Annotated in this window: 21 protein-coding genes, 2 tRNA genes and 1 riboswitch; of the genes, 2 read left to right on the top strand and 21 right to left on the bottom strand. The window is 67.4% G+C overall.

The window, feature by feature from the left end:
• The first annotated feature begins 64 nt into the window (after positions 1 to 64).
• On the top strand, positions 65 to 571 hold the full coding sequence (locus AC1D2F_RS09895; RefSeq protein ID WP_476966645.1) for a DUF2004 domain-containing protein: 507 nt from the start codon (positions 65 to 67) through the stop codon (positions 569 to 571).
• 178 nt (positions 572 to 749) lie between these two features.
• Here AC1D2F_RS09895 and metE read toward each other — a convergent pair whose 3' ends face one another.
• Both metE and AC1D2F_RS09885 read right to left on the bottom strand, forming a co-directional pair.
• Positions 750 to 3,083, bottom strand: coding sequence for a 5-methyltetrahydropteroyltriglutamate--homocysteine S-methyltransferase (gene metE / locus AC1D2F_RS09890; protein WP_476966644.1), 2,334 nt, complete (start codon positions 3,081 to 3,083; stop codon positions 750 to 752).
• A 45-nt stretch (positions 3,084 to 3,128) separates the two neighbouring features.
• Positions 3,129 to 4,136 carry a methylenetetrahydrofolate reductase gene (locus tag AC1D2F_RS09885; protein WP_476966643.1) on the bottom strand — a complete coding sequence of 336 codons (1,008 nt, stop codon included), beginning with the start codon at positions 4,134 to 4,136 and terminating at the stop codon, positions 3,129 to 3,131.
• Positions 4,137 to 4,565: 429 nt separating this feature from the next.
• Between AC1D2F_RS09885 and AC1D2F_RS09880 the strand changes: the two genes are divergently transcribed.
• The gene (locus tag AC1D2F_RS09880) at positions 4,566 to 4,769 is read left to right on the top strand and encodes a hypothetical protein (protein WP_229993357.1); all 204 of its coding nucleotides are present in this window, start codon (positions 4,566 to 4,568) and stop codon (positions 4,767 to 4,769) included.
• A 52-nt stretch (positions 4,770 to 4,821) separates the two neighbouring features.
• On the opposite strand, the gene AC1D2F_RS09875 is transcribed toward AC1D2F_RS09880, so the two are convergent.
• The 19 genes from AC1D2F_RS09875 to AC1D2F_RS09785 form a co-directional block, all read right to left on the bottom strand.
• Positions 4,822 to 6,024: an ROK family transcriptional regulator gene (locus tag AC1D2F_RS09875; protein WP_476966642.1), complete on the bottom strand. Its 1,203-nt coding sequence runs from the start codon at positions 6,022 to 6,024 to the stop codon at positions 4,822 to 4,824.
• Positions 6,025 to 6,179: 155 nt separating this feature from the next.
• Positions 6,180 to 7,310 (bottom strand): class I SAM-dependent methyltransferase, encoded by a 1,131-nt coding sequence (locus tag AC1D2F_RS09870; protein ID WP_476966641.1) that lies wholly within the window; start codon positions 7,308 to 7,310, stop codon positions 6,180 to 6,182.
• Between the two features lie 106 nt (positions 7,311 to 7,416).
• The gene (locus AC1D2F_RS09865; RefSeq protein ID WP_476966640.1) at positions 7,417 to 8,571 is read right to left on the bottom strand and encodes an NAD(P)-binding domain-containing protein; all 1,155 of its coding nucleotides are present in this window, start codon (positions 8,569 to 8,571) and stop codon (positions 7,417 to 7,419) included.
• A gap of 13 nt (positions 8,572 to 8,584) precedes the next feature.
• Positions 8,585 to 8,950, bottom strand: coding sequence for a zinc ribbon domain-containing protein YjdM (locus tag AC1D2F_RS09860; protein ID WP_229993361.1), 366 nt, complete (start codon positions 8,948 to 8,950; stop codon positions 8,585 to 8,587).
• 71 nt (positions 8,951 to 9,021) lie between these two features.
• Positions 9,022 to 9,858: an amino acid ABC transporter ATP-binding protein gene (locus AC1D2F_RS09855; protein WP_290369346.1), complete on the bottom strand. Its 837-nt coding sequence runs from the start codon at positions 9,856 to 9,858 to the stop codon at positions 9,022 to 9,024.
• Positions 9,845 to 10,510, bottom strand: a complete 666-nt coding sequence (locus AC1D2F_RS09850; protein WP_229993362.1) for an amino acid ABC transporter permease — start codon at positions 10,508 to 10,510, stop codon at positions 9,845 to 9,847. The genes AC1D2F_RS09855 and AC1D2F_RS09850 overlap by 14 nt, the downstream gene beginning before the upstream one ends.
• A 36-nt stretch (positions 10,511 to 10,546) precedes the next feature.
• Positions 10,547 to 11,368 carry an amino acid ABC transporter substrate-binding protein gene (locus AC1D2F_RS09845; protein ID WP_476966639.1) on the bottom strand — a complete coding sequence of 274 codons (822 nt, stop codon included), beginning with the start codon at positions 11,366 to 11,368 and terminating at the stop codon, positions 10,547 to 10,549.
• Positions 11,369 to 11,587: 219 nt separating this feature from the next.
• Positions 11,588 to 11,663 (bottom strand) — tRNA-Ala (locus AC1D2F_RS09840).
• A 188-nt stretch (positions 11,664 to 11,851) separates the two neighbouring features.
• Positions 11,852 to 11,924 (bottom strand) — tRNA-Ala (locus AC1D2F_RS09835).
• 154 nt (positions 11,925 to 12,078) lie between these two features.
• Positions 12,079 to 12,480, bottom strand: a complete 402-nt coding sequence (gene rsfS, locus AC1D2F_RS09830; RefSeq protein WP_364743944.1) for a ribosome silencing factor — start codon at positions 12,478 to 12,480, stop codon at positions 12,079 to 12,081.
• A gap of 165 nt (positions 12,481 to 12,645) precedes the next feature.
• Positions 12,646 to 13,857: a hypothetical protein gene (locus tag AC1D2F_RS09825; RefSeq protein WP_229993365.1), complete on the bottom strand. Its 1,212-nt coding sequence runs from the start codon at positions 13,855 to 13,857 to the stop codon at positions 12,646 to 12,648.
• Between the two features lie 7 nt (positions 13,858 to 13,864).
• A complete protein-coding gene (gene nadD / locus AC1D2F_RS09820; protein WP_229993396.1) occupies positions 13,865 to 14,548 on the bottom strand; it encodes a nicotinate-nucleotide adenylyltransferase in 684 nt (227 codons plus the stop codon).
• Between the two features lie 55 nt (positions 14,549 to 14,603).
• Positions 14,604 to 14,843, bottom strand: coding sequence for a hypothetical protein (locus AC1D2F_RS09815; protein ID WP_229993366.1), 240 nt, complete (start codon positions 14,841 to 14,843; stop codon positions 14,604 to 14,606).
• Positions 14,844 to 14,923: 80 nt separating this feature from the next.
• A complete protein-coding gene (locus AC1D2F_RS09810; RefSeq protein ID WP_476966638.1) occupies positions 14,924 to 16,321 on the bottom strand; it encodes a glutamate-5-semialdehyde dehydrogenase in 1,398 nt (465 codons plus the stop codon).
• Between the two features lie 26 nt (positions 16,322 to 16,347).
• On the bottom strand, positions 16,348 to 17,520 hold the full coding sequence (gene proB / locus AC1D2F_RS09805) for a glutamate 5-kinase (RefSeq protein ID WP_229993368.1): 1,173 nt from the start codon (positions 17,518 to 17,520) through the stop codon (positions 16,348 to 16,350).
• Complete coding sequence (obgE, locus tag AC1D2F_RS09800; RefSeq protein ID WP_229993369.1) at positions 17,510 to 19,099, bottom strand: GTPase ObgE; 1,590 nt, start codon at positions 19,097 to 19,099, stop codon at positions 17,510 to 17,512. The genes proB and obgE overlap by 11 nt, the downstream gene beginning before the upstream one ends.
• A 117-nt stretch (positions 19,100 to 19,216) precedes the next feature.
• Positions 19,217 to 19,480 carry a 50S ribosomal protein L27 gene (rpmA, locus tag AC1D2F_RS09795; RefSeq protein ID WP_009372867.1) on the bottom strand — a complete coding sequence of 88 codons (264 nt, stop codon included), beginning with the start codon at positions 19,478 to 19,480 and terminating at the stop codon, positions 19,217 to 19,219.
• 62 nt (positions 19,481 to 19,542) lie between these two features.
• Positions 19,543 to 19,851, bottom strand: coding sequence for a 50S ribosomal protein L21 (gene rplU, locus AC1D2F_RS09790; protein ID WP_018773353.1), 309 nt, complete (start codon positions 19,849 to 19,851; stop codon positions 19,543 to 19,545).
• A 403-nt stretch (positions 19,852 to 20,254) separates the two neighbouring features.
• The gene (locus tag AC1D2F_RS09785) at positions 20,255 to 21,979 is read right to left on the bottom strand and encodes a bifunctional hydroxymethylpyrimidine kinase/phosphomethylpyrimidine kinase (protein ID WP_476966637.1); all 1,725 of its coding nucleotides are present in this window, start codon (positions 21,977 to 21,979) and stop codon (positions 20,255 to 20,257) included.
• A riboswitch (TPP riboswitch) is annotated at positions 21,962 to 22,058 on the bottom strand. (Overlaps the previous gene by 18 nt.)
• Positions 22,059 to 22,203 lie beyond the last annotated feature (145 nt).

The raw sequence follows: 22,203 nt of genomic DNA, 5'->3' as shown, positions 1-22,203 counted from the left end.
TCCGGCACCCGATAAAACCCTGCCAACGCTGGAATGGTCCGGTTTTCAGGACTATGTTGAACATATGAACAAGGTAGCGAGCAAGCACTTCGGCGAGGTCGAGCTCAACCACGGAAGGGACCATAATCTCACCGCCACGCATGAGCTGGCTGGCCAGACCGTGGAGCTTGACCTGAATGTCAACGCGCATGACCATTTCGATGAAGCGGCCATGCACAAAGTTGACTACCGCTTGCGCTTCCTGCCCGAGCTCGTGGACCAGGTCCGCGAAATGATCGCCGAGGAACTGGACCAGGAAGGCACCAGCCCCCAGGAGTACCGCCACTTCCACTGCAACGCGATCAAGGACGAACACCTCAAGAAGGTTTTCGGCGTCGACGACAAGAGCCAGCTGACCGACGAGGTCTTCCTCAAGGCGCTCAAGCTCGGCCACGTGGGCATCTACCCCGGCCAGCCGGAGCGCTACTTCGTCCTCGACTTCACGCTGGGCCAGCATTTCACCGACGAGGTCCTCGTCGCCTCCGCGGATGAGGACGGCGTCGTCGACGACGAAATCCTCTGGGAATCCTGAATCGCCGGCGAACTTGGATCCACTGCTCCGCAGGTGCCCTTTTGAGCGCCCAAAAGGGCGACTGCTCAGCAATCGATGATTGAGAACGTACGACGCCGGCCGGCCACCTTGCGAGATGACCGGCCGGCGTCGTTTTGGGTGGAACGCGTTACGTGGCGGCTGCTTATTTAGAGGCCAGTTACTTGGCGGCTTGAAGCAGTTCGGCGCGGACCGTCTTGGTGGCCGTGACCAGGTTGCGCAGGGACTCTTCGGTCTCGGCGTAGCCGCGGGTCTTCAGGCCGCAGTCCGGGTTGACCCAGAGCTGGCGGGACGGGACGTGCTTGACCGCGGTGCTCAGCAGCTCGGTGACTTCCTGCTCGCCCGGGACGCGGGGCGAGTGGATGTCGTAGACACCCGGGCCCACGCCGCGGCCGAAGCCGTGGGACTCGAGGTCGTGCACAACCTCCATGCGGGAGCGGGCGGCCTCGATCGAGGTGACGTCGGCGTCGAGGCCGTCGATCGCGTCGATGATGGCGCCGAACTCGGAGTAGCACAGGTGGGTGTGGACCTGGGTGGCGTCCGCGGCACCGGCCGTGGAGAGGCGGAAGGACTTCACGGACCAGTCCAGGTACGCGGCCTGGTCGGCCTTGCGCAGGGGCAGGAGTTCGCGGAGGGCCGGCTCGTCCACCTGGATGACCTTGATGCCGGCCGCTTCGAGGTCGGCGATCTCGTCGCGGAGGGCCAGGGCCACCTGGTTGGCGGTCTCGCCGAGCGGCTGGTCATCGCGGACGAAGGACCAGGCGAGGATGGTGACCGGGCCGGTGAGCATGCCCTTCATCGGCTTGCTGGTCAGGGACTGCGCGTACTTGGCCCATTCCACCGTGATCGGGGCGCTACGGGTGACATCGCCCCACAGGATGGACGGACGGGTGCAGCGCGAGCCGTAGGACTGGACCCAGCCGTGCACCGTGACGTCGAAGCCTTCGAGGTTCTCGGCGAAGTACTGGACCATGTCGTTGCGCTCGGGCTCGCCGTGGACCAGGACGTCGAAGCCGAGCTCTTCCTGCAGCTCCACGACGCGCTTGATCTCTTCCTTCATGAGCTGCTCGTACTGCTCCGTGGTGAGGTCGCCGCGGTTGGCGCGGGCCCGGGCGGTGCGGATTTCCGAGGTCTGCGGGAAGGATCCAATGGTGGTGGTGGGCAGCGGCGGCAGGTGCAGCGCCTTCTCCTGGGCTGCCTCGCGGACCGCGTAGGCGGAGCGGTTGAAGTCGGCGTCGGTCAGGGCGGAGGTGCGGGCCCGGACGTCGCCGCGGCGGACGCCCTCGGCCTCGGCGCGGGAGGCGATGACGCGGGTGGCCTCGTCGATGGCGGGCTGGACGGCTTCGGGGTCGCTCAGCAGACCGGCGAGGGTGACAACTTCAACGGCCTTCTGGTCGGCGAAGGCCAGCCAGCTGCGCAGCTGCTCGGACAGCTGGACTTCCTCGTCGACGTCGTGCGGGACGTGCTGGGCGGAGGTGGAGGTGCTGACGGCGAGCTTGGCCACCGACTTCTTCAGTTCGGCGATCTTCTTCGCGGAGGCGGCGAGATCGTTGCGCCAGATGTTGTGGCCGTCCACGACGCCGGCGACGAGGGTCTTGTTGCCCAGCGCGGCCAGGGCCGCGGCGGACGGGACCTCGCCCTTGAAGACGTCCAGGTGCAGGGCGTCGATGCCGGTGGCGGCGAGCGTGCCGAGCTGGCCGTTGAGCGCGCCGTACGGGGTGGAGACGAAAAGCTGCGGGCGCTGGGCCGTGGCGGCGAGGGCCTCGTAGGAACGGGCGACGGCGGCCTGGATTTCCACGGCCGGGGTGTCCTGGTCCACCACGAGGGCGGGCTCGTCGAGCTGGACCCAGCTGGCGCCGGCGGCGGCAAGCTTCTGAAGCAGTGCGGCGTACACGGGGAGGATGTCCTCGAGGCGGGACAGCGGGCTGAAGCCGGCCGGGGCGTCGTCGGAGGCCTTGCTCAGCAGCAGGAACGTGACCGGGCCGACGATGTACGGGCGGGTTTCCACGCCGTTGGCGAGGGCGTACTCGAATTCCTCGACGATCCGGTTGGAGGTCAGCGCGAAGTTGGTCTCCGGGCCGATTTCCGGCACGAGGTAGTGGTAGTTGGTGTCGAACCACTTGGTCATTTCCAGCGGCTGCTGTTCCTTGTTGCCGCGGGCCAGGGTGAAGTAGCCGTCAATGTCGAGCTGTCCCTCAGCGTTGAGGAGGTTCCCGAACCGGGCCGGCACGGCGCCGAGGTGGGCGGCGGCGTCGAGCACCTGGTCGTAGTAGGAGAAGGTGCCGGGGACGGCCGCGGCTTCAGTCAGGCCAAGGCCCTGGAGGCGCTTGGCGGTGCCGAGCTGGATTTCCTTGGCGGCGGCGTCCAGGGCTGCGGCGTCGATCTTGCCGGCCCAGTAGGCCTCGACGGCTTTCTTGAGTTCGCGGCGGCGGCCGATTCGCGGGTAGCCGAGGATCGAGGCGGACGGGAAGGGGGTGGTGAGAAGTTCAGTCATGGGAAGTCCTTGAAGTTGTCGTTGACAGATGACGGAGGTGGGTGCTCAGCTGGCGAGCTGGCTGGCGGCACGCCGGGAGGCGCTGATGCGGCCGGCGCCGTGCCGGTTGCCGCCCTGCCGGTTGCCGCGGTTGCCGCTTCGCGGCCGGGGCAGGGCGAGTTTGTCCAGCACGTCCAGGGCGGCGGCGTGCTCATTGAACGTGTAAAGGTGGATGCCGGGGGCCCCGGCGGCCAGGGCCGCGTTGGCGAGATCCACCGTGGCGCTGACCCCGATCCGGGTCCGTTCGGCGTCGGTATCGGCGGCCGCGAGGCGTTCGATGAGTTCCGGGGCCGGTTCCACGCCGGTCAGCTCGCCGAGGCGGGCGAGCCGCCGGAGGCTGGTCAGCGGCATGACCCCGGGAATGATCGGTATGGTGACCCCGGCCCGGCGTGCCCGGGTCAGGAGGTCGGCGTACTGCTCGGTGTGGAAGAAGACCTGGGTAATGGCGAAGTCGGCGCCGGAGCGCTGCTTGGCCAGCAGGACCTCGATGTCGTGCGCCTCACTCGGGGATTCCGGGTGCCGGGTCGGGTAGGCGGCGACGCCGACCGCCACCTTGCCGGCGCACAGCAGTGCCGAGCGGCGCTGCTCCACGCGGCGGATGAGTTCGATCAGGTCCTGGGCGTACCGGAGCGATCCCGGCGACGGGGTTGCGCCGTCTTTGGGCCGGTCACCGCGCAGGGCGAGGATGCCGCGGACACCGACGTCGAGCAGTTCGCCGATGATCTCCGCCAGTTCCTGCGGGGAGTTCCCAACGCAGGTCAGGTGGGCCAGGGGCCGGAGCGTCGTTTCCTGCACGAGCCGGTTGATGAGTTCGACGGCGGTGCTGCGGTTGGAGCCGCTGGCGCCGTAGGTCACGGAGACGTAGTCCGGGTCCGTGGCTTCCAGTTCGCCGATGGTGGTCCAGAGGGATTCGGCGGCCGCGGGCGACCGCGGCGGAAACAGCTCGTAGGACAGCGCAACAGGGGCTGCGCCGCCAAGATTGGGATGGGTGTCGATAAGGCTTGGTGGTGACATTTGCGTCCTTGGCTGTGAACACTGCCGTCAGGAGACCGGAAACCCGGATGACCGGATACAGATACGGAAACACCGTCGGCAGTGAATTGAGTTTGGGGAACACGGAGGGAACTTCAGCAGGGCGCAGCCGCGACTGTTACGCCTGATACGAAGTTGTCCGTGAGCAAATGTCAGGCCCACATGGGGGCACCCACACCCTCCTGGGCTGCCTTGGGGGCAGCCTTCAGCGGAGGATCGCTGACACGTTACTGAGGTAACTTGTATAGAACTCTAAGGCCGGGCAGCGGGGCCCTTCAAGTCGGCGCCCGAATTAAGACGCACCTTTACGGCCGTTTGCGGTGCCGGGCAGAATTATGTTCGCCGAAGGGGCGGTTTCCGGCCGGCACGGCCGCTCTCCCCAACGCACGCGGTCAGGACTATCCTGTTGCCATGATTCAGCTTCCAGCCAGCTACAAGGAGTACCTCGCCGGCAAGAGCGAGAGCTTCATCAACACGGTCCGGCCCGTCCTCATGCAGTCGGCCGCAGATAAGTCGCACGGGGTGCGGGTCTCCTACAACCGCGGCCCCACCGGCCACCAGGCGCATCTGGACGACACTATTCCTTATGGGACGGTCGTTGAGGACATCGACTGACGCCCGGCTGGCCCGCTGAGGCGGCCGGGCCGGGTCAGCCCACCAGCGACGTCTATCCTTCGAGGAGGAGGCGCTGGGAGCGCGGGGCAAGCGTGTGTTCCAGCACCAGGCAGGCGGCACCGACGGCGCCGACGTCCTCGCCCACTCCTGTGCCCACCACTTCGATCCCGTGGATCTTCCGGGTGGCGCTGTTCGCGTCCACCAGGGCCGGGATTAGCTCCAGATAGGCCGCTGAGAGGCACGTCCAGAACGGGCCCCCAAAGACCACGCGGTCCACGTCCAGGGCGTTGGTGATGGCCGAGACGGCACGGGCCACAAGCACGGCGGACCGTCGAATGATTTCCTTGGCCTCTTCGTTGCCGGCGTCGGCGATCGCGCACAACTGGGCAAACCGCTCCTGGACCGCCGGCGCGCTCCTTTCCTGGAGCGATCCATCCAGTACGCCGGCCGCCTCGGCCTGCGCCACGAGGACCTGCGGAATGGCGGAGGATTTCACGCAGCCGCGCTGTCCGCAGTCGCAAAGGGCGCCGCCCGGGTCCACGATGATGTGTCCGATTTCCCCGGCGTTGCCCGAGGTTCCGCGGACCACTTCGTCGTTGAGGACGATCCCGCAGCCGATCCCGGTCCCCATGTACATGAAGACAAAGCTGCCCTCGCCGCTGGGGCCGCCGGCCCAGGTTTCGGCCACGGCTGCGGCGGTCACATCTTTGTCCATGATCGTGGACAGGCCTGTGGCTTCGGCCAGGGCATCCCGCAGCCCCACGTGGTCCCAGCCCGGCAGCAGCGGCGGGTCCACGACGGCGCCGTCGTTGAGGTCGATGGGGCCCGGTGAGGCAACCCCGAGCCCGGCGATCCGTTCCGGGTCCACCCCGGAGTCCATGATGAGCCGCTTGATTTCGTCCGAGATGGTGTCAATGACCGCCCGGGGGTCGGTGCCGGGCGGGGTGCTGATCCGTGAGTGCCTGACGACGGCGCCGAGCAGGTCCAGCACGACGAACGTGAGTACGGCGGGGTCCAGGTGCACGCCCACCGCATACATTCCTGCGGGATTGAGCCGGAGCATGGTCCTTGGCTTGCCCGGTCCGGTGCCTTCCTTGCCTGCCTCGACGATCAGGTGCTGGTCCAGCAGGCGGCGGGAAATATTGGAGATGGTCTGCGGCGAGAGTCCGACGATCTGGGCGAGCTCCACCCGGCTCAAGCCGCCCGGCGCGCGGCGGATGGCGTCCAAGATAACCGTGAGGTTGAAGTCACCCATCTTCGGTAGGTTGGTCCCTCGCCTCGGAGAGGGTTGCCGGAACTCGGTCACTGATACCTCTAACGTCTTTGGCCACGCACAGCAGTTGTCAGAATCGTACGTTACGTGCAGGCCTGCGCCCACACTTGCGCTTTTCAGACACAATGTTTCTGCCGCTACGGCCGCCGGGTGCTTGCCGTCACGGTGAACTTCGGATTCCTGCCGACCTCGCGGGTGGGCCCGATCAGGCGTTCGAGTGCCGGCCGGTAGTGCAGGTGGCTGTTGAACACGGTCCAGAGCTCCCCGCCCGGGGCGAGCACCCTGCCTGCCGCTTCGATCAGCTTGATCCCTGCGCCGGAGTGGACGGCCGCTTCAAGATGGAAAGGCGGGTTGAGCAGGACCAGGTCCGCGCCGGCGTCCGGCAGAGAGCTCATGGCGTCGTCCTGGAGCACGTCGATCCGGCCGTCCAGGCCGTTCGCCCGGGACGTGGCGAGGGCAGAGTCGACGGCGGCCGCGGACCGGTCCGTGGCGGTGACGCGGGCGCCGGGGTTGGCACGGGCGTACATCGCGGCGAGGATTCCGGTGCCGCAGCCAAGGTCAACGGCACGGGTGGCGGGCGGCATCCGGGGCAGGAAGTCCAGCAGGAACCTGGTTCCGATGTCCAGCCCGGTGCCGGCAAACACGGCGCCGCGTGCGCAGACCGTGAGGCCCAGTTCGTCATTGACCTCAGTGACCGGGAAGGGCAGCGCGGCCGGGACCGGCTTGGGGCGCCGGGCCAGCAGGAGCCGTGATTTCTGCCGGGCCAGTTGGGGCTGGACGTCCTCGAAGTAGCGCGCCAGCACGGCGTTCATGCCCAGGCTCATGTGTTTGACGCGTCCGCCCGCCAGCAGCACGACGTCGGGAGCGGCGTAGCGGGCGACGGCGTCGGCGATCTCCTCGAGTTCCGCCAGGGACCGGGGCAACTGGAGCAGGACCAGGGACGCGCCCGCCAACAGGCCGGCGCCCAACGGGAGGTGTTCGAAGCCGGCGTCGATCTCCAGGGCCTCGGCGTTCGCCCGCAGCGCCCGTTCACCGGTGATGAGGTCCTGGTGGACCCGGACAGGGTGCGCCCCGAGCGTCAGCGCCCCGAGTGTCAGGGCACCGTACCGGTCCCCCATGACTGTGAGCCGTCCCCCGGGCTGCAGCAGGCCGGCGGCGGCCTCCAGCAGGAGCTTGTCCGTGGCATCCCAGGCCTGCAGGTTGGCGGCCTCGACGTCGGGGAATCGTCCCAGCCGGGCAAAGAGCGATTCGAAGTTGTTGTCCGTCACGCGCGTTGTRCCGCCGTTTCTACTTGGGCTTGGGAATTTGGCTGGGGTGCCGGGACCCGGTACGTGGGCCCTGGGTACTGCACTGCAGTGTTTTACGTTTTACGTTTTACGTTATACCGGTCCGGGCCAGCAGTGTGACGATGCCCGCCACGGCGGCCCGGCCGGCACGGTTGGCGCCTATCGTGGACGAGGACGGCCCGTAGCCGACGAGGTGGACCCGCGGCTCGGCCGCGACCTGGGTGCCGTCCATCGCGATGCCGCCGCCAGGTCCGCGCAGGTGCAACGGGGCGAGGTGTTCGAGTTCGGCCCGGAATCCCGTGGCCCACAGGATTACCCCGGCGGCCAGGAAGCTGCCGTCAGCCATCCGCACGCCGTCGGGCTCGATCGCGGTGAACATGGGGTGCCGGTCAAGGACGCTGCGCGCCGCGGCGGCGCGCAGGGCCGGGGTCCAGATCAGGCCCGTCACGGAGACGACGCTCTGCGGCGGGAGGCCCTGGCGCACCCGCTCCTCAACGAGGGCGACGGCGTCGTGGCCCGCCTGCCGGTCGAAGGCGGCCTCGCGCCAGAGAGGTACCCGGCGCGTGAACCACGTGGTGCTGGTGAACTTGGAGATTTCATCGAGCAGCCCGACAGCCGAGATCCCGCCGCCGACCACGATGACATGCTGGCCGCGGAATTCGCCGGCGGAAACGTAGTCGGCAACGTGCAATTGCCGGCCGCGGAAGCTGGCCTTGCCCGGATAGATGGGCCAGAACGGCCGGGTCCAGGTGCCGGTCGCGTTGATCACGGCGCGGGCAGAGAACCCGCCGCTGGAAGTGGTGATGGTCAACCGTCCGGCGGGATCAGCGTCTTCCCGGGTCACCGAGTGCACTTTAACGGGCCGCTCGATCGCGAGGCCGAGGTCGTGTTCGTACCCGCCGAAATAGCGGGTGAGGAAACTGGAGCTGGCCTCGGCGGGATCCACGTCGGGCTGTGGGATTCCCGGGAGGTCGCTGATGCCGTTCACCGTGGCCATGAGCAGGCTCTTCCAGCGGTGCCGCCAGGCGCCGCCGGGCCCGTCCTCGGCGTCGAGCACGACATACGTCCCCGCAGGCGGGGCCTCCGCCGCTGCTGGTCCTTCTGCCGCGGTCTGCCCCGTGCCGGCCCCGGCAGGGCCGGCCGGGATGAAGCCGTGGCGCTGAAGGTGGTAGGCCGCCGACAGCCCCGCCTGCCCGGCGCCGACCACGACGACGTCGGCCCGGCGCGCCGTCTCCACAGTCACGCTCCGGCCCCGGTCAGATCTTTTTGACGACGCTGGACTTGAGCTGCATGGGGCCCACGCCGTCCACCTTGCAGTCGATGTCGTGGTCGCCCACACCGTTGACCAGACGGATACCGCGGACCTTAGTGCCGACCTTGATGACCGTGGAGCTGCCCTTGATTTTCAGGTCCTTGACCACTGTGACGGTGTCGCCGTCGGCGAGGACGTTGCCCACCGCGTCCTTGACGACGGCGTCGGCAGGGGCGGCGCCGCCGGCGTCTGTGTCAGTTTCCGCGGACGCGGACCATTCGTGCGCGCACTCCGGGCAGACCAGGAGCGCCCCCATTTCATAGGTGTATTCGCTGGAGCATTCGGGGCACGGGGGCAGGGTATCGTTCACGCGTCCAAGTTTAGTCGCCGCTTTGGATCGCCGCTTTGCTGGCCGCTATTGGCCGCCGCTGGCTGGTTGCCTCAGAACGGGTTCAGCAGGCGATCCACGAACTGCCGCGTGCGTTCCTCCCGCGGGTCCCGCAGCACGGTGTCGGGGTGGCCGCGCTCGACCACCACGCCGCCGTCCATGAAGATGACTTCGTCGGCCACCTGGCGGGCGAACGCGAGCTCGTGGGTGACCACCACCATGGTCCAGCCTTCGTCCGCGAGTTCCTTGATGACGGTCAGCACCTCGCCCACGAGTTCGGGGTCCAGCGCCGAGGTCGGCTCGTCGAAGAGCAGCAGCTGCGGGCGCAGGGCGAGGGCACGCACAATCCCGACACGCTGCTGCTGGCCGCCGGAGAGCTCGAACGGATAGCTGTTCTCCTTGCCGGCCAGGCCGACGCGCTCCAGCAGTTCCCGTGCCTCCTGGATCGCCTCAGCCTTGGGCCGCTTCTGCACCTGGACCGGGCCCTCGATCACGTTCTCCAAGACGGTCTTGTGCGGGAAGAGGTTGTAGTGCTGGAACACCATGGCGCTGCGGTCCCGTAAGGCGAGCACCTGCTTCTTCGCCACCGGAGTGGAAAAGTCGACGGTCAGTTGCCCCGCGAACTCGGCAACGCCGGCGTCGGGCATTTCGAGGCCGTTCAGGCACCGGAGCACTGTCGTCTTGCCCGACCCGGACGGCCCGATCAACGTAACCACTTCGCCGCGGCGGACTTCAAGGTCGATGGATTTCAGCACAACATGGTGGCCGAACGCCTTGCGCAGGCCCGTGACGGTCAGCAGGGCGTCCACCGGGACAGCGGCGTCCGGAAGCGTATTCCCAGGGGGCGGCGGTTCAAGCGGTTCCGGGGGAAGCGGTTCAGTGGGCGACATAGCGGTCCAATCTCTTCTCCAGGGCGGACTGTCCGCTGGCGAGGACGAGGCAGATGATCCAGTAGATCACGGCCGCCTCCAGATACAGCAGCATGAACTCCTGGCTGAAAGCCGCCACCTGCTGCGCCACGCGGAACAGTTCGGTGACGAGGATCAGCGACGCCAGCGAGGTGTCCTTGACCAGGCTGATGAAGGTGTTGGACAGCGGCGGGACCGAGACCCGCGCCGCCTGCGGCAGGATGATCCGCACCAGTGTCTGGTGGCGCGACATTCCGATGGTGTGGCCGGCCTCCCACTGGCCCTTGGGAACGGACAGGATGGCCGCCCGGATGACCTCCGCGGCATAGCCGCCGACGTTCAGGGAGAACGCGATGATGGCGCTGGGCCAGGGGCTGATGGTGATTCCGACGGACGGGAGCCCGTAGAAAATGACGAACAGCTGGACCAGGAGCGGGGTTCCGCGGATGACGGAGATGTAGATCCTCGCCACCGCGGAGATGAGCCGGTTGCGGCTCAGCCGCATGAGGGCAACTACCAGGGCCAGCAGGAGGCCCAGGCTGAACGACGCCAGCGCCAAGGGAATAGTGCCAAAGATTGCACCCGACAGGAGGGGGCCCAGCGATGACCACACGAGTTCCCAGTTGATGCTCATACCCGGACGCGGCGTTTCTCGGCGGCTGTCACAGGGCTACTTCGTGACGTCGGCGTCGAAGTACTTCTGGGAGATCTTCGTCAGGGTGCCGTCGGCCGCCAGCTCGCCGAGGGCCTTGTTGATGGCGTCGGTCAGGCTGGTCGATCCCTTGCGCAGGGCGAAGGCGCTCAGCGACTTGTCAGTGGTCTCGGCGGCAACCTTGATGGCGGTGTCGTTGTCGGTCTTCTGGTAGTCCAGATACGTCAGCTTGTCGTTGATGGTCGCATCGACGCGGCCCTGCTTGAGCAGCGTGATCGCCTGCGCCCATCCCTCCACGGCCTCGACGTTCGCACCGCTCTGCTGCGCCAGTTTGTACCAGTTGCTCGTCAACGACTGCGCCGTGGTCTTGCCGTTCAGGTCCTCGAAGGAATTGATGCTGTTGTTGTCCGATTTGGTGACGACGACGCCGGTGCTCACCGTGTAGGGCGTGGAGAAATCGTACTTGGCCTTGCGCTCGTCCGTGATGGAAACCTGGTTGGCGACGACGTCGAACCGTTTGGCGTCGAGGCCGGCGAAGATGGCGTCGAACTGCGTCTCCTGGTAGGCCGGCTTGACGCCCAGCTTCTCGGCGACGGCGTTCATGATCTCGACGTCGTAGCCCGTCAGTTCACCGCTGCCGTTGGCGTGGAACGTGAACGGCCTGTAGGTGCCTTCCGTGCCGACCTTGAGCACGCCCGCGCTCTTGACGTCGCTGAGGGAGGTGTCCGCACCGGCGGCCGGCGCCGAGCTGGCCGGAGTGGTGGACGCCGAGCCGCAGCCGGCCAGGGCGAGTCCAGCTGCTGCAATGAGGCCGATAACGGAAAGTCGTGTGCGCTTCATGATGGTCCTTAGTCGTGGAGCCGGAAATGGCCTTCCAGCTGGCCGCATGGCGGCCGTCTCCTAGCGACGATAGCAAGGTCCAGCTCAGGGTGGAGAGCTTAAATGACAGTTTGTGACGTCCGGTCATGAGACGGTCTTGACGGACGCGCTTTCTGACCGGCTGCACACCTGCGGGGGGTACGAAAAAGGGAACCACCGTCTGACGGTGGTTCCCTTGGTTGGTGGAGCTGAGGGGACTCGAACCCCTGACCCCCTGCATGCCATGCAGGTGCGCTACCAGCTGCGCCACAGCCCCTCATTTGCCTTGGAAGTTCTTATCTTCCCTGAAGCAACCTGATTAGCTTAAACCACAAATCGCGTTCGCGCTAATCGGCACCCCGGCCCGTGAATTTGCTCGCCCGGCACGCCCTGGAGCAGCCCCGCACCCTGGATCCGGGCAGAAAAAAATCCGCCGGAATCTTTCGATTCCGGCGGATTATCCGGTGGAGCTGAGGGGACTCGAACCCCTGACCCCCTGCATGCCATGCAGGTGCGCTACCAGCTGCGCCACAGCCCCGAATTTTCGCTGCTCCGAGCACGCCTGCTGACGCGCAAAGTTCCGGTTCTTTGTCCGGATCTCTCCGAAGCAACTCAAATATCTTAGACCAGCCCTTCGGAAAATTCCAAATCGGGCATATTCGCCCCAATGGGCGTGGCCGGTGCGCGGGTTGCTACTCCGTGTCCGTGGCGGCGGCTGCCTTGGCGGAGGCGTCCTCGCCCAGCTGCAGATCGACGACGGGGCAGTCCTTCCACAGGCGCTCGAGGGCGTAGAAAATGCGGTCTTCCTCGTGCTGGACGTGGATGACGACGTTGGAGTAGTCCAGCAGGACCCAGCGACCGCCGGAGCGGCCCTCGCGGCGGACGGGCTTCTGGTCAAACTTGGCGAGCTCGTCCTCGATGCCGTCCACGATCGCATTGACCTGGCGTTCGCTCGGGGCCGAGGCGATCAGGAACACGTCGGCCAGGGCCAACCGTTCGCTGACGTCCAGGGCCACGATGTCCTCGGCAAGCTTCTCCGAGGCAGCGCGGGCTGCGTGGCGGGCGGTAATGATGGATGAATCGGTTGCAGACACGGGACTCCTTGTAGTGATGAAATTTATGGTGAAGAAAAATGCTTGGAATGAAAACTGTGGGGTCAAGAGCTGAACTTGGGAAGCCGTCGGGCGAACGCTGCGGTGGGAAACGGGCCGAACAGCCGCGGTGCCGTTTTAGTGGGGTGCCATTGGACGGGCCCCGGCCTAGCGGGCCAGCCCGGTGACGATCAGGGTGATGCCGGCGATGAGGGCGACGATCCCCAGGGCCAGGACGCCGAGCTGGAGCAGGCGCAGGCGCCGCGCCCGGCCCAGCCCGGCGGTAGCGGCATCCAGGGGTTCCAGTCCGTAGGCCGAATTCGCGGCCACGGGCTCCCCGCCCACCAACCGCTCGTCCGTCTCCCCCGCGGAATTCGCCGCGGCGCTTGCCGGCCGCGCCGTTCCGGCCTTGGCGGCTTCTTCTGCGCGGGCCAGGACGCCTGCCCGGCTGCCAGCCGGGCCTGCGGGCCGCTGGCGGGACACGCCCGGACGCCGCGCGCCGGGTTTCCGTGGCGCGTCCACCCGGGGACCCGGGTTGGTGACAACCGGAACATACGACGTGGCAGGGCGCTTCATGACGGGCCGCTCCACGCCGGGAACCTTCTCAAATTCCAAGGGCGTGACCATTGCCAGGTTGTTGGCCGTGGTCGGATCGTTGCGGGGCACCGCCGGCTGGCTGTTTTGTTCCGCGAGCTTCTGCTTGGCGGCGGCACGGCGGTTCAGTATCGCGGCGCGCTCAGCCAGGGCGATCTGCTCGGCCAGGACGGCCGGATCAACGGCGTCGGGATCCGTGGCCGCGATGTGCTCCATCTTGGCCACTTGGTTCTTGGCCTGCTCCGCGAGGAGTTCGCGCGCGGCCAGCGCCTGCTCCACGGTCATCCCCTCGGGCGTCTGCCGGCCGGGTCCGGCGCTGTCCGGCGCGGGAGCATTGGGAGCCGGGGATGCTGACACAGCCGGAACCGCGCCCTTCTGGGCGGCATCCTTTGGGGCAGCGTCCTTCTGAGCGGGGGAAACCACGGGGGTGGCCCGGGTCCGCGGCGACACCGGGACGATGGTGTTGGCCTGGGTGGCCGGGGCGGTTTCGGTCGCCAGCTCCAAAAGCCGCAGCTGGCGCCGGGTGGGCGGCCCTCCCTGCGCCAGCTGGCCTTCTTTCTCAGCCAGTTCCTTGATGGTCCGCAAGGCGGCACGGTCCCGTGCCCGGACCTGAGAGGACCGTTCGGCACCGCCACGCACAGAGTCCACGGGAGCGTCGGCAACGCGACGGCTCCGGCCGGTGATTTCGGCCTCGGTCGGCTCGCCCGGTCCCTGAGTGTCCAGACGTTCATCTCTGGCCTGTCGCATTTCGCGGCGGCTGCGGATGGGAGGCTGTTCCTGACTCATGGCAAACTCATTCAGTGCTGGCTGGTTGGGTTATCTCGAAGGTGGGATCGTGCTGTGCGGGGTCGACCCCTGCCGCGCCGTTGCCGGCGTTGGTGGCCTCAGCGTGTTCGGAATCGGGGCGGACTGAGTCGGTGCTGGCGTGGTACAGGCCGTACTTGGCGATGTACTGGACCACCCCGTCCGGCACGAGGTACCAGACCGGATTGCCTTCGGCCACCCTCGTGCGGCAGTCCGTGGAGGAGATGGCCATGGCCGGGACCTCCAGGAGGCTGACGTCTTTGCGGCCCATGCCGTCCAAAACGTGGCCAGGCCGGGTTACGCCCACGAAGTGAGCGAGGGACCAGAGTTCATCGATGTCTTTCCAGGACAAAATCTGGGCCAGGGCGTCCGCGCCGGTGATGAAGAACAGGTCGGCGTCCGGTCGCAGGGTGTGCAGGTCACGCAGGGTGTCGATCGTGTAAGTCGGTCCCGGACGGTCCACGTCCACCCGGCTGACGGTGAAGCGGGGGTTCGAGGCCGTGGCGATGACTGTCATGAGATACCGGTGCTCGGCTTCGCTGACTTTCTTGGCCATCTTCTGCCAGGGCTGGCCGGTGGGCACAAACACGACTTCGTCGAGGTCGAACTTGGCCGCGACCTCACTGGCCGCGACAAGGTGTCCGTGGTGGATGGGATCGAACGTGCCGCCCATCACACCCAGACGCAGGCGGCGCTGGGCGCCGCGCTGCCTCATGGTGGCGGAAATATTAGTGACCTTGGCTGTGATCGTGCTTGTTCGGGTGCTGGCGGTGCGGATCCGAGTGCTCCTCGACAGCCACGTGGCGCCTGCCCAGGTTGGAGTAGGACAGCGTGATCAACAGCAAGACGACCAGAATCACGAACAGGGAGCCGCCAATGACAAACGGCGGTGCGATGAGCGGTGCGAGTTCCTCGTGGCCCGATTCGCCGACGGCGGCGACGAAAGTGGCGATCTGCTGCGACAGCATGTTCTCCCCTAGTGAGTTCAAAATTTGACGACGGCGGAGGTGTCCGCCGTTCCGGTCTTCCGTTCCATGTTACAGCGTTGTTAGCCCCGGACCTGGCCCTCGCCCTGCACGATCCACTTCGTGGTGGTCAGTTCCGTCAGTCCCATGGGGCCGCGGGCATGCAGTTTTTGGGTGGAAATCCCCACCTCGGCGCCGAGGCCGAGCTCGCCGCCGTCGGTGAAACGGGTGGAGGCGTTCACGATCACGGCGGCCGAATCGACCTCGGCGATGAAGCGCTCGGCGTTGGCGAGGTCGTTGGTCAGGATCGCTTCGGTGTGGCCGGTGGTCCACTTCCGGATGTGCCTGACGGCCTCGTCCAGGCTGTCCACCATGGCCACTGCCAGGTCCAGGTTCATGTATTCGGTGGCCCAGTCTTCCTCCGTGGCAGGCACCGTCTGGATCGAGGCCGGCAGTGCGGCGCGGATGCGCTGGTCCACGTGCAGGGTGACCCCGGCTGCCCGCAATGCCGAAGCGACGGCGGGAAGGACGGTTGACTTGGAGTGCACCAGGAGCGTTTCGACCGTGTTGCAGACGCTGGGCCGCTGGGTCTTGGCGTTGAGGAGGATGTCGACGGCCATTTCCTCGCCGGCGGAAGCGTCCAGGTAAATGTGGACATTGCCCTCACCGGTCTCGATGACCGGTACGGACGAGTTCGTCACAACGGCCTGGATCAGCTCGCGGCCGCCGCGGGGAATGAGCACGTCCACCCGGCCGCGCGCCCGCATGAGGGCGCTGGCGCCGTCGCGGCCGTACTGGTCCACAGTCTGGACGGCGTCGGCGGGCAGGCCCACCGATTCCAGCGCATCCCGGAGGATGGTGATCAGGGCGGCGTTGGTGGCGGCAGCGGCGGACCCGCCGCGCAGGATGACGGCGTTGCCGCTCTTAAGGGCCAGTCCGGCAATGTCGACCGTGACATTCGGGCGGGCCTCGTAGATCGCGGCCACCACACCCATGGGTACGTTGATCTGGCGCAGGCGCAGCCCGTTGGGGAGGGTCTGGCCCCGCACGACGTTTCCAACGGGATCGGGCAGCGTGGCGAGGTTTTCCAGCGCCGCGGCGAGGGCCGTGATGCGTGATTCGGTCAGCGTCAGGCGGTCCAGCAGGGCGGCGCTCGTGCCGGCGGCCCGGCCTGCCGCGACATCTTTGGCGTTGGCGGCCAGGATCTGGTGTTTGTGTTCCACCAGCGCCTTGCCGATGGCGCGCAGGCCCCGGTCCTTCCAGGCCCGGTTGGCGTGCGCCATCTTGCGGGCAGCGTGGCGCGAGCGGTCAGCGATCGCGTGGACGGCAGCTTCGATGTCCGTTGCCGTGGCCGGCGTCCCTGCCGGATCCGGCGCCGCGCCGAAACCCTGGGCGGGTACGGCAGTGCCGGCGGGAACGGTGCCGGCAGGCACGTCAGACACGGCGGCGGGCACGGCGGCGGAAGTCAGGGCCTCAGTCATGCTTCCAGTTTAGGCGTCCAGTGGACCTAGACCAGCACCAGGTCGTCAACATGAACAACTTCGCGGTCATATCCGCGGCCCAGCGCCTTGCCCAATTCCCGCGTGGAGCGGCCCAGCATTTGGGGCAGCTCGGCGGCGGAATAGTTGACCAGCCCGCGCGCAATCACGGTGTTGTCGACAGACACCATCTCCACGGCGTCGCCGGCCTCGAAGTGGCCTTTCACCGCGGCGATCCCGGCAGGCAGCAGCGAGGTGCGGCGGTCGCGGACGGCCTTGACCGCGCCGTCGTCGAGCACCAGGGTGCCGTGCACGGTGGCCAGGTGGGCCAGCCACAGGAGCCGGATCGGCTTGCGCGCGCCATTGACGGAGAACCACGTGCCCACGTCCTCGCCGGCCAGTGCCGCAGCCGCATTCGGCGTGGACGTGACCAAGGCGTGGATGCCGGAACCGGCGGCCATGCTGGCGGCTTCGACCTTGGTGGCCATGCCGCCTGTGCCCACGCCGGCCTTGCCGGTGCTGCCGATCGAGACGCCGTCGAGGTCGTGCGGGCCGGAGACGTGCGCAATCCGTTTGGCGCCGTGCGACGGCGGGCCGTCGTACAGGGAGTCGACGTCGGAGAGCAGCAGGAGTGCGTCGGCGCGGACCAGGTGGGCCACCAGGGCGGCGAGCCGGTCGTTGTCGCCAAAGCGGATTTCGTGGGTGGCCACGGTGTCGTTTTCGTTGACCACCGGGACGACGCCGAGGTTCAGGAGCCGGTTCAGCGCGCGGAACGCGTTGGTGTGCTGGCTGCGGCGCATGAGGTCATCCGCGGTCAGCAGCACCTGGCTGACGGTGACGCCGTGCGCGCCGAAGGCGTGGGTGTACCGGGCCATCAGCAGGCCCTGGCCCACGCTGGCAGCGGCCTGCTGGGTGGCGAGGTCGCGGGGGCGCTTCTCGAGTCCCAGCGGGGCGAGGCCGGCTGCGATCGCGCCCGAGGACACCAGGATGATCTCGGTGCCGGCGTTGCGCTGGTGCGCCAAGGCGTCGGCGAGGCCGGTCAGGGCCTCTTCGGAGATCCCGCCCTTGATGGACGTCAGCGAGGACGAGCCCACCTTGACGACGATCCGGCGGGCCCCGGACAGCGCACTGCGGTCCGGGGCGCTGAGGGTGTGGGCCTTGAGGGGCTGCGACCGGTGCTCGACGACGGTCTTACTCGTCATCTGTTGCGCCCAGTCCACTCTCCTTGAGCGGCTGCCGCGCGCGGCGTCCGCTGACGGACTCGGTCCAGATGCCGGCCTTGCGTTCGGCTTCGAGCTCCGCACGGGCGGCGGCCTTCGCGTCGCGCCGCTCCTGCTGTTCGTCGCGCTTCTGGCCACGCGTCGGGCGGTCGCCGATGTCGGCGAAGCGCACGTCGGTGCCGCGCGGTGAGGCGAGAAGTTCGGCGCCGGCCATCATGGTCGGTTCCCAGTCGAAGACGACGCCGTCGTCCTCGCCGATGACCACAGTGTCGCCCGGTGTGGCGCCCTGCTTGAAGAGTTCATTTTCGACGCCGAGCTTGGCCAGGCGGTCCGCGAGGTAGCCGATCGCTTCCTCATTGGTGAAGTCGGTCTGCTTGACCCAGCGCACGGGCTTGTCGCCGAGGACGCGGAAGAGCGGCTCGAGGTTTTTCTCTTCGCGGCGGATCGTGAAGCCGGTCTCGTTGACGGCGCGGGGGCGCAGCACGGGGGCCTGCACCTTCGGCGGGGTCGCGGCGACGGCGTCGCGGGCGGCCTGGACGATTTCGGCCATGGCGAAGCCGAGCTGGCGGAGGCCTTCGTGGCTCGTCGCGGAGATTTCGAAGACTTTGTAGCCGCGGGATTCCAGTTCGGGGCGGACGAACTCGGCCATGTCCTTGCCGTCGGGCAGGTCCACCTTGTTCAGGGCCACCAGGCGGGGGCGGTGGTTCAGCGGAACCACTTCGCCGTCGGACCCGCTGTAGCTCATGTCCACGGCGTACTTCTCCAGCTCGGCCTCGATGATGGCGAGGTCGGAGAGCGGATCGCGGTCCGATTCGAGCGTGCCGCAGTCCAGTACGTGCACGAGGGCTGCGCAGCGCTCGACGTGGCGCAGGAAGTGGTGGCCGAGGCCCTTGCCCTCGCTGGCGCCCTCGATCAGGCCGGGGACGTCGGCAATGGTGAAGCGGACCTCACCGGCCTGGACGACGCCCAGGTTCGGGATGAGGGTGGTGAAGGGGTAGTCGGCGATCTTGGGCCGCGCGGCCGACATGGCGGCGATCAGGCTGGACTTGCCGGCCGAGGGGAAGCCGACGAGGGCGATGTCAGCGATGGACTTCAGCTCCAGGACGACGTCGCTGGATTCACCCTCGATGCCGAGCAGCGCGAAGCCGGGCGCGCGGCGCTTCTGGGAGGACAGCGAGGCGTTGCCGAGGCCGCCAATGCCGCCGGCGGCGGCGATGTATTCGTCGCCTTCGCCCACGAGGTCGGCGAGGACCTCACCGGACTTGGACTTCACCACGGTACCTACGGGCACCGGAAGGATCAGGGTTTCGCCGTTCTTGCCGCCGCGCCAGTCGCCCATGCCGGGGCCGCCGTTGGTGGCGTGCCGGTGGGGTGCGTGGTGGTAGTCGAGCAAGGTGGTGGTCTGGAGATCGACGCGCAGGATGACGTCGCCGCCGTTGCCGCCGTTGCCGCCGTCGGGACCGCCGAGGGGCTTGAACTTCTCGCGGTGAACGGAGACACAGCCGTGGCCGCCGGTACCGCCGGATACGTGCAGTACTACCCGGTCTACAAAGCTCGCCACGTGGATCTCCTCAGTGCTGTTCCCCGGACCCACAAAGGGGCCCAAGATGATTGTAATGCGGTTAAAACACCGGTGGAGCGGACCTAATGGCCCGCCCCACCGATTTAGAACGTTTTGTTACTCTGCAGCTGCAGCAGCCACGATGTTCACAACGCGGCGACCACGGCGGGTGCCGAATTCGACAGCACCGGGGGTCAGGGCGAACAGGGTGTCGTCCCCGCCGCGGCCGACGCCGGCGCCCGGGTGGAAGTGGGTGCCGCGCTGGCGGACGATGATCTCGCCTGCGGAAACTACCTGGCCACCGAAGCGCTTGACGCCGAGGTACTGGGCGTTGGAGTCACGACCGTTGCGAGTGGAACTCGCGCCTTTTTTATGTGCCATTTGGAATGCCTGCCTTCAAAAAATTCTGGGGAATCTGCTGGAACCTGAACAGTAACGAAGAGTTACTTGATACCGGTGATCTTGACCTTGGTCAGTTCCTGACGGTGGCCCTGACGCTTCTTGTAACCGGTCTTGTTCTTGAACTTCTGGATGACGATCTTCGGACCACGAAGGTCTTCGAGGATCTCAGCCGTAACCGTTACCTTGGCCAGGTCCGCAGCAGCAGACGTGACTTTGTCACCGTCCACCAGGAGCAGTGCGGGCAACTCAAAGGTGCTGCCGGCTCCACCGGGGACGCGGTTCAGGGTAACGAAGTCTCCAACGGAAACCTTCTCTTGGCGGCCGCCTGCGCGGACAATCGCGTACACCACTGGGGAACTCACTTCTCTCGACGTTTATTACTAGATTTGCGTGCGGAACCTGGGGCCAAATTGTTTGGACCGGCTCACGCTGTGCCTCAACGCCGGTGGATTCCCCGGGGGAACCCATGAGCTATCCCCGGAACAAATCCACTTGGAATTCCAAGCAGGCTGTTCTCAGGGTCATAACCCAAGTGTTGGCGTAAGCACCGAAGATCTAGAATACGCTAATTTTGCCTTCGGCCGCAAATGAGGCTGGTTCCGGCTGGTAGTCCGTGATAGGCGCCACAACGTCTTGAAGCAAAGACCGTGTCAATGTTCTTGACCGTGATCTCGACCGTCTTGATGCTGTGCTGCCGCAAGGACTTCCGGAACCGTGCCCCACCATCGTACCGGCTGTGCGGGCCAGGTCGTGTCAGGCGTACAGCCGCGGCGCGTCGAAGAAGGCCACTTCGTAGCCCGATGACTGCCGGAAAGCCAGGGCCATGGCCTCCCGCTCGCTCCCGGATGCCCGTCTGGCCGCCGTGTCCGTGTACGCGATGGCCTGCCGGGTCGCGGCGGCGAAGTCCTCATCGGCGTACGTCCGCAGCCAGTCGGCGTAGGGGTGTGCCACGGGGGCGCCGCCGGCAAGGAATTCCCGGTGCAGGGTGGCCCCGACCTCGGCGTAGAGCCAGAAGCATGGGAGCGCCGCCGCGACGAGGATCGCGTAGCTGCCGGCCACCGAGGCGGCCAGCAAGTGGTCCACGTACGACTTCGTCACCGGGCCCAGGTTGGGGGCAGTGGGGCGGGTGCTGAGCCAGGAACGGTGCAGCTCTGATTCGACCTCCAGGCAGGTCTGTGCGGAACGGGCCCAGAACAGCTGCTCCGCCTCGGTGGGGGCGATCGCGGCGGCACGGGCCAGGACCCGGGAGTAGCCGTTGAGGTAGATGGCGTCCTGGGCGAGGTAGTACGCGAACTCGTGCTCGGGCAAGGTCCCGTCGGCCAGCCCGCGGATGAAGTCCAGGGCGTAGATGGCGTCAAGATCGCCCGCGGCCCCTGCGCGCAAGGCAGCGGCGAACTCGCCCTCCGCCGGACCGTGGCCGTCGAGGCTGCCCTGGCCGCGTTGGTCGTCTTTGAGGGCGTGCACATCGCCAGTTTGCTGCATGTGGTGGAAGTGATGGACCGGACCGTTGCCGGAGCCGACGTCCAGGGCCGCGGCTTCGCGGAGCGCGCCCAGCAGCCACGGCTTGACCTCCCGCAACGCCACTTCCCAGTCCCCCACCCGGGCCTGCACGGTGGCCATGGCCGAGGACAAGGAGCAGCCGGTGCCGTGGCTGTTGCGCGTGGCGATCCGCTCCCCCGGCACCACCACCGTTTCCCGGCCGAGCAGGCCCCCGGTGTTCACCAATGCATCCGGGCAGCCGGCGCCCGCGCCGTTCCCGCCCTCCGCGGCATCGCCGCCGTCGACGGGTCCGTCCCCGGGCTGGCCGCCCTGGGAGTGTCCGTCCTTGAGGTGCCCGCCTTTGACCAGCACGGTGGTGCCGGTCAGGGCCGCCAGTCGTTTGCCCTGCGCCAAGGCCTCAGCCCAGTCGGCCGCGGCGGGCTCTTTGAGCAGGATGGCGAGTTCGGCGAGGTTCGGCGTGATGAGGTCCGCCAGCGGCAGGAGGGCCTGCAGGGCGGCCTCGGCCGATTCCTGCAGGAGCCGGTCGCCGCTGGTGGCGACCATCACCGGGTCCAGGACGACGACGTCGGGGCGCACCTTTTCCAGCCAGCTGCGGACGGCGTCGATCACCGCGGCGTCGCCGAGCATGCCGATCTTGACGGCGTCGATGCCGATGTCGTCGCTGATGGCGTCCAGCTGGGCCGTGAGGAACGCGGCCGGGGGCACGTGGACGGCGCGCACGCCCTGGGTGTTTTGGGCCGTCAGGGCCGTGATGGCGGCCATGCCGTAGCCGCCGTTCGCTGCAATGCTCTTCAGGTCGGCCTGGATCCCGGCCCCGCCGGAGGGGTCGGAGCCGGCGATGGCCAGCACGCGGGGAATGCGCGGGGGTGCGGACGGGGACGGCACGGACGGGGACGGCACGGACGGGGACGGCCCTGCCGTCTGACAATCGCTGGGCAGAAACTCGGACTGATTCGATCTCGCGGACAAGTCAGACATCCCTTCGCCGGTGCTAACCGGACAGGTTCAACGGGTCTGGATCTCAGCCGGCTGATGCGCGGCACCCCGTGTCAGTGTTCCAGCCTAGCCGTTGCCACCGGGCTGCCCCGTTAACGCAGGAGCGGGACCGGGCCGGAGCGGACGTATTGTTACGCCCGCTCCGGCCCGGTCCCGCAGTCCAACCAGTCGAAGGGACCGGTCGGGGAAGCGATCAGTCGCGGCGG

The sequence above is a fragment of the Arthrobacter sp. P1_B3 genome, assembly GCF_056406615.1.
The sequence above is the reverse complement of the archived record's forward strand: the minus strand, read 5'-3'. Positions and strand labels throughout refer to the sequence as shown.

Excerpts from the sequence above, each read along its gene's own strand:
- AC1D2F_RS09875 (WP_476966642.1), bottom strand. The coding sequence starts at position 6,024 with ATGGGTGACTTCAACCTCACGGTTATCTTGGACGCCATCCGCCGCGCG.
- AC1D2F_RS09850 (WP_229993362.1), bottom strand. The coding sequence starts at position 10,510 with ATGAGCATCAACTGGGAACTCGTGTGGTCATCGCTGGGCCCCCTCCTG.
- AC1D2F_RS09845 (WP_476966639.1), bottom strand. The coding sequence starts at position 11,368 with ATGAAGCGCACACGACTTTCCGTTATCGGCCTCATTGCAGCAGCTGGA.
- metE (WP_476966644.1), bottom strand. The coding sequence starts at position 3,083 with ATGACTGAACTTCTCACCACCCCCTTCCCGTCCGCCTCGATCCTCGGC.
- AC1D2F_RS09825 (WP_229993365.1), bottom strand. The coding sequence starts at position 13,857 with ATGAGTCAGGAACAGCCTCCCATCCGCAGCCGCCGCGAAATGCGACAG.
- AC1D2F_RS09880 (WP_229993357.1), top strand. The coding sequence starts at position 4,566 with ATGATTCAGCTTCCAGCCAGCTACAAGGAGTACCTCGCCGGCAAGAGC.
- AC1D2F_RS09815 (WP_229993366.1), bottom strand. The coding sequence starts at position 14,843 with ATGCTGTCGCAGCAGATCGCCACTTTCGTCGCCGCCGTCGGCGAATCG.
- nadD (WP_229993396.1), bottom strand. The coding sequence starts at position 14,548 with ATGGGCGGCACGTTCGATCCCATCCACCACGGACACCTTGTCGCGGCC.
- AC1D2F_RS09855 (WP_290369346.1), bottom strand. The coding sequence starts at position 9,858 with ATGTCGCCCACTGAACCGCTTCCCCCGGAACCGCTTGAACCGCCGCCC.
- AC1D2F_RS09885 (WP_476966643.1), bottom strand. The coding sequence starts at position 4,136 with ATGTCACCACCAAGCCTTATCGACACCCATCCCAATCTTGGCGGCGCA.
- AC1D2F_RS09895 (WP_476966645.1), top strand. The coding sequence starts at position 65 with ATGAACAAGGTAGCGAGCAAGCACTTCGGCGAGGTCGAGCTCAACCAC.
- AC1D2F_RS09785 (WP_476966637.1), bottom strand. The coding sequence starts at position 21,979 with ATGTCTGACTTGTCCGCGAGATCGAATCAGTCCGAGTTTCTGCCCAGC.
- proB (WP_229993368.1), bottom strand. The coding sequence starts at position 17,520 with ATGACGAGTAAGACCGTCGTCGAGCACCGGTCGCAGCCCCTCAAGGCC.
- AC1D2F_RS09810 (WP_476966638.1), bottom strand. The coding sequence starts at position 16,321 with ATGACTGAGGCCCTGACTTCCGCCGCCGTGCCCGCCGCCGTGTCTGAC.
- rpmA (WP_009372867.1), bottom strand. The coding sequence starts at position 19,480 with ATGGCACATAAAAAAGGCGCGAGTTCCACTCGCAACGGTCGTGACTCC.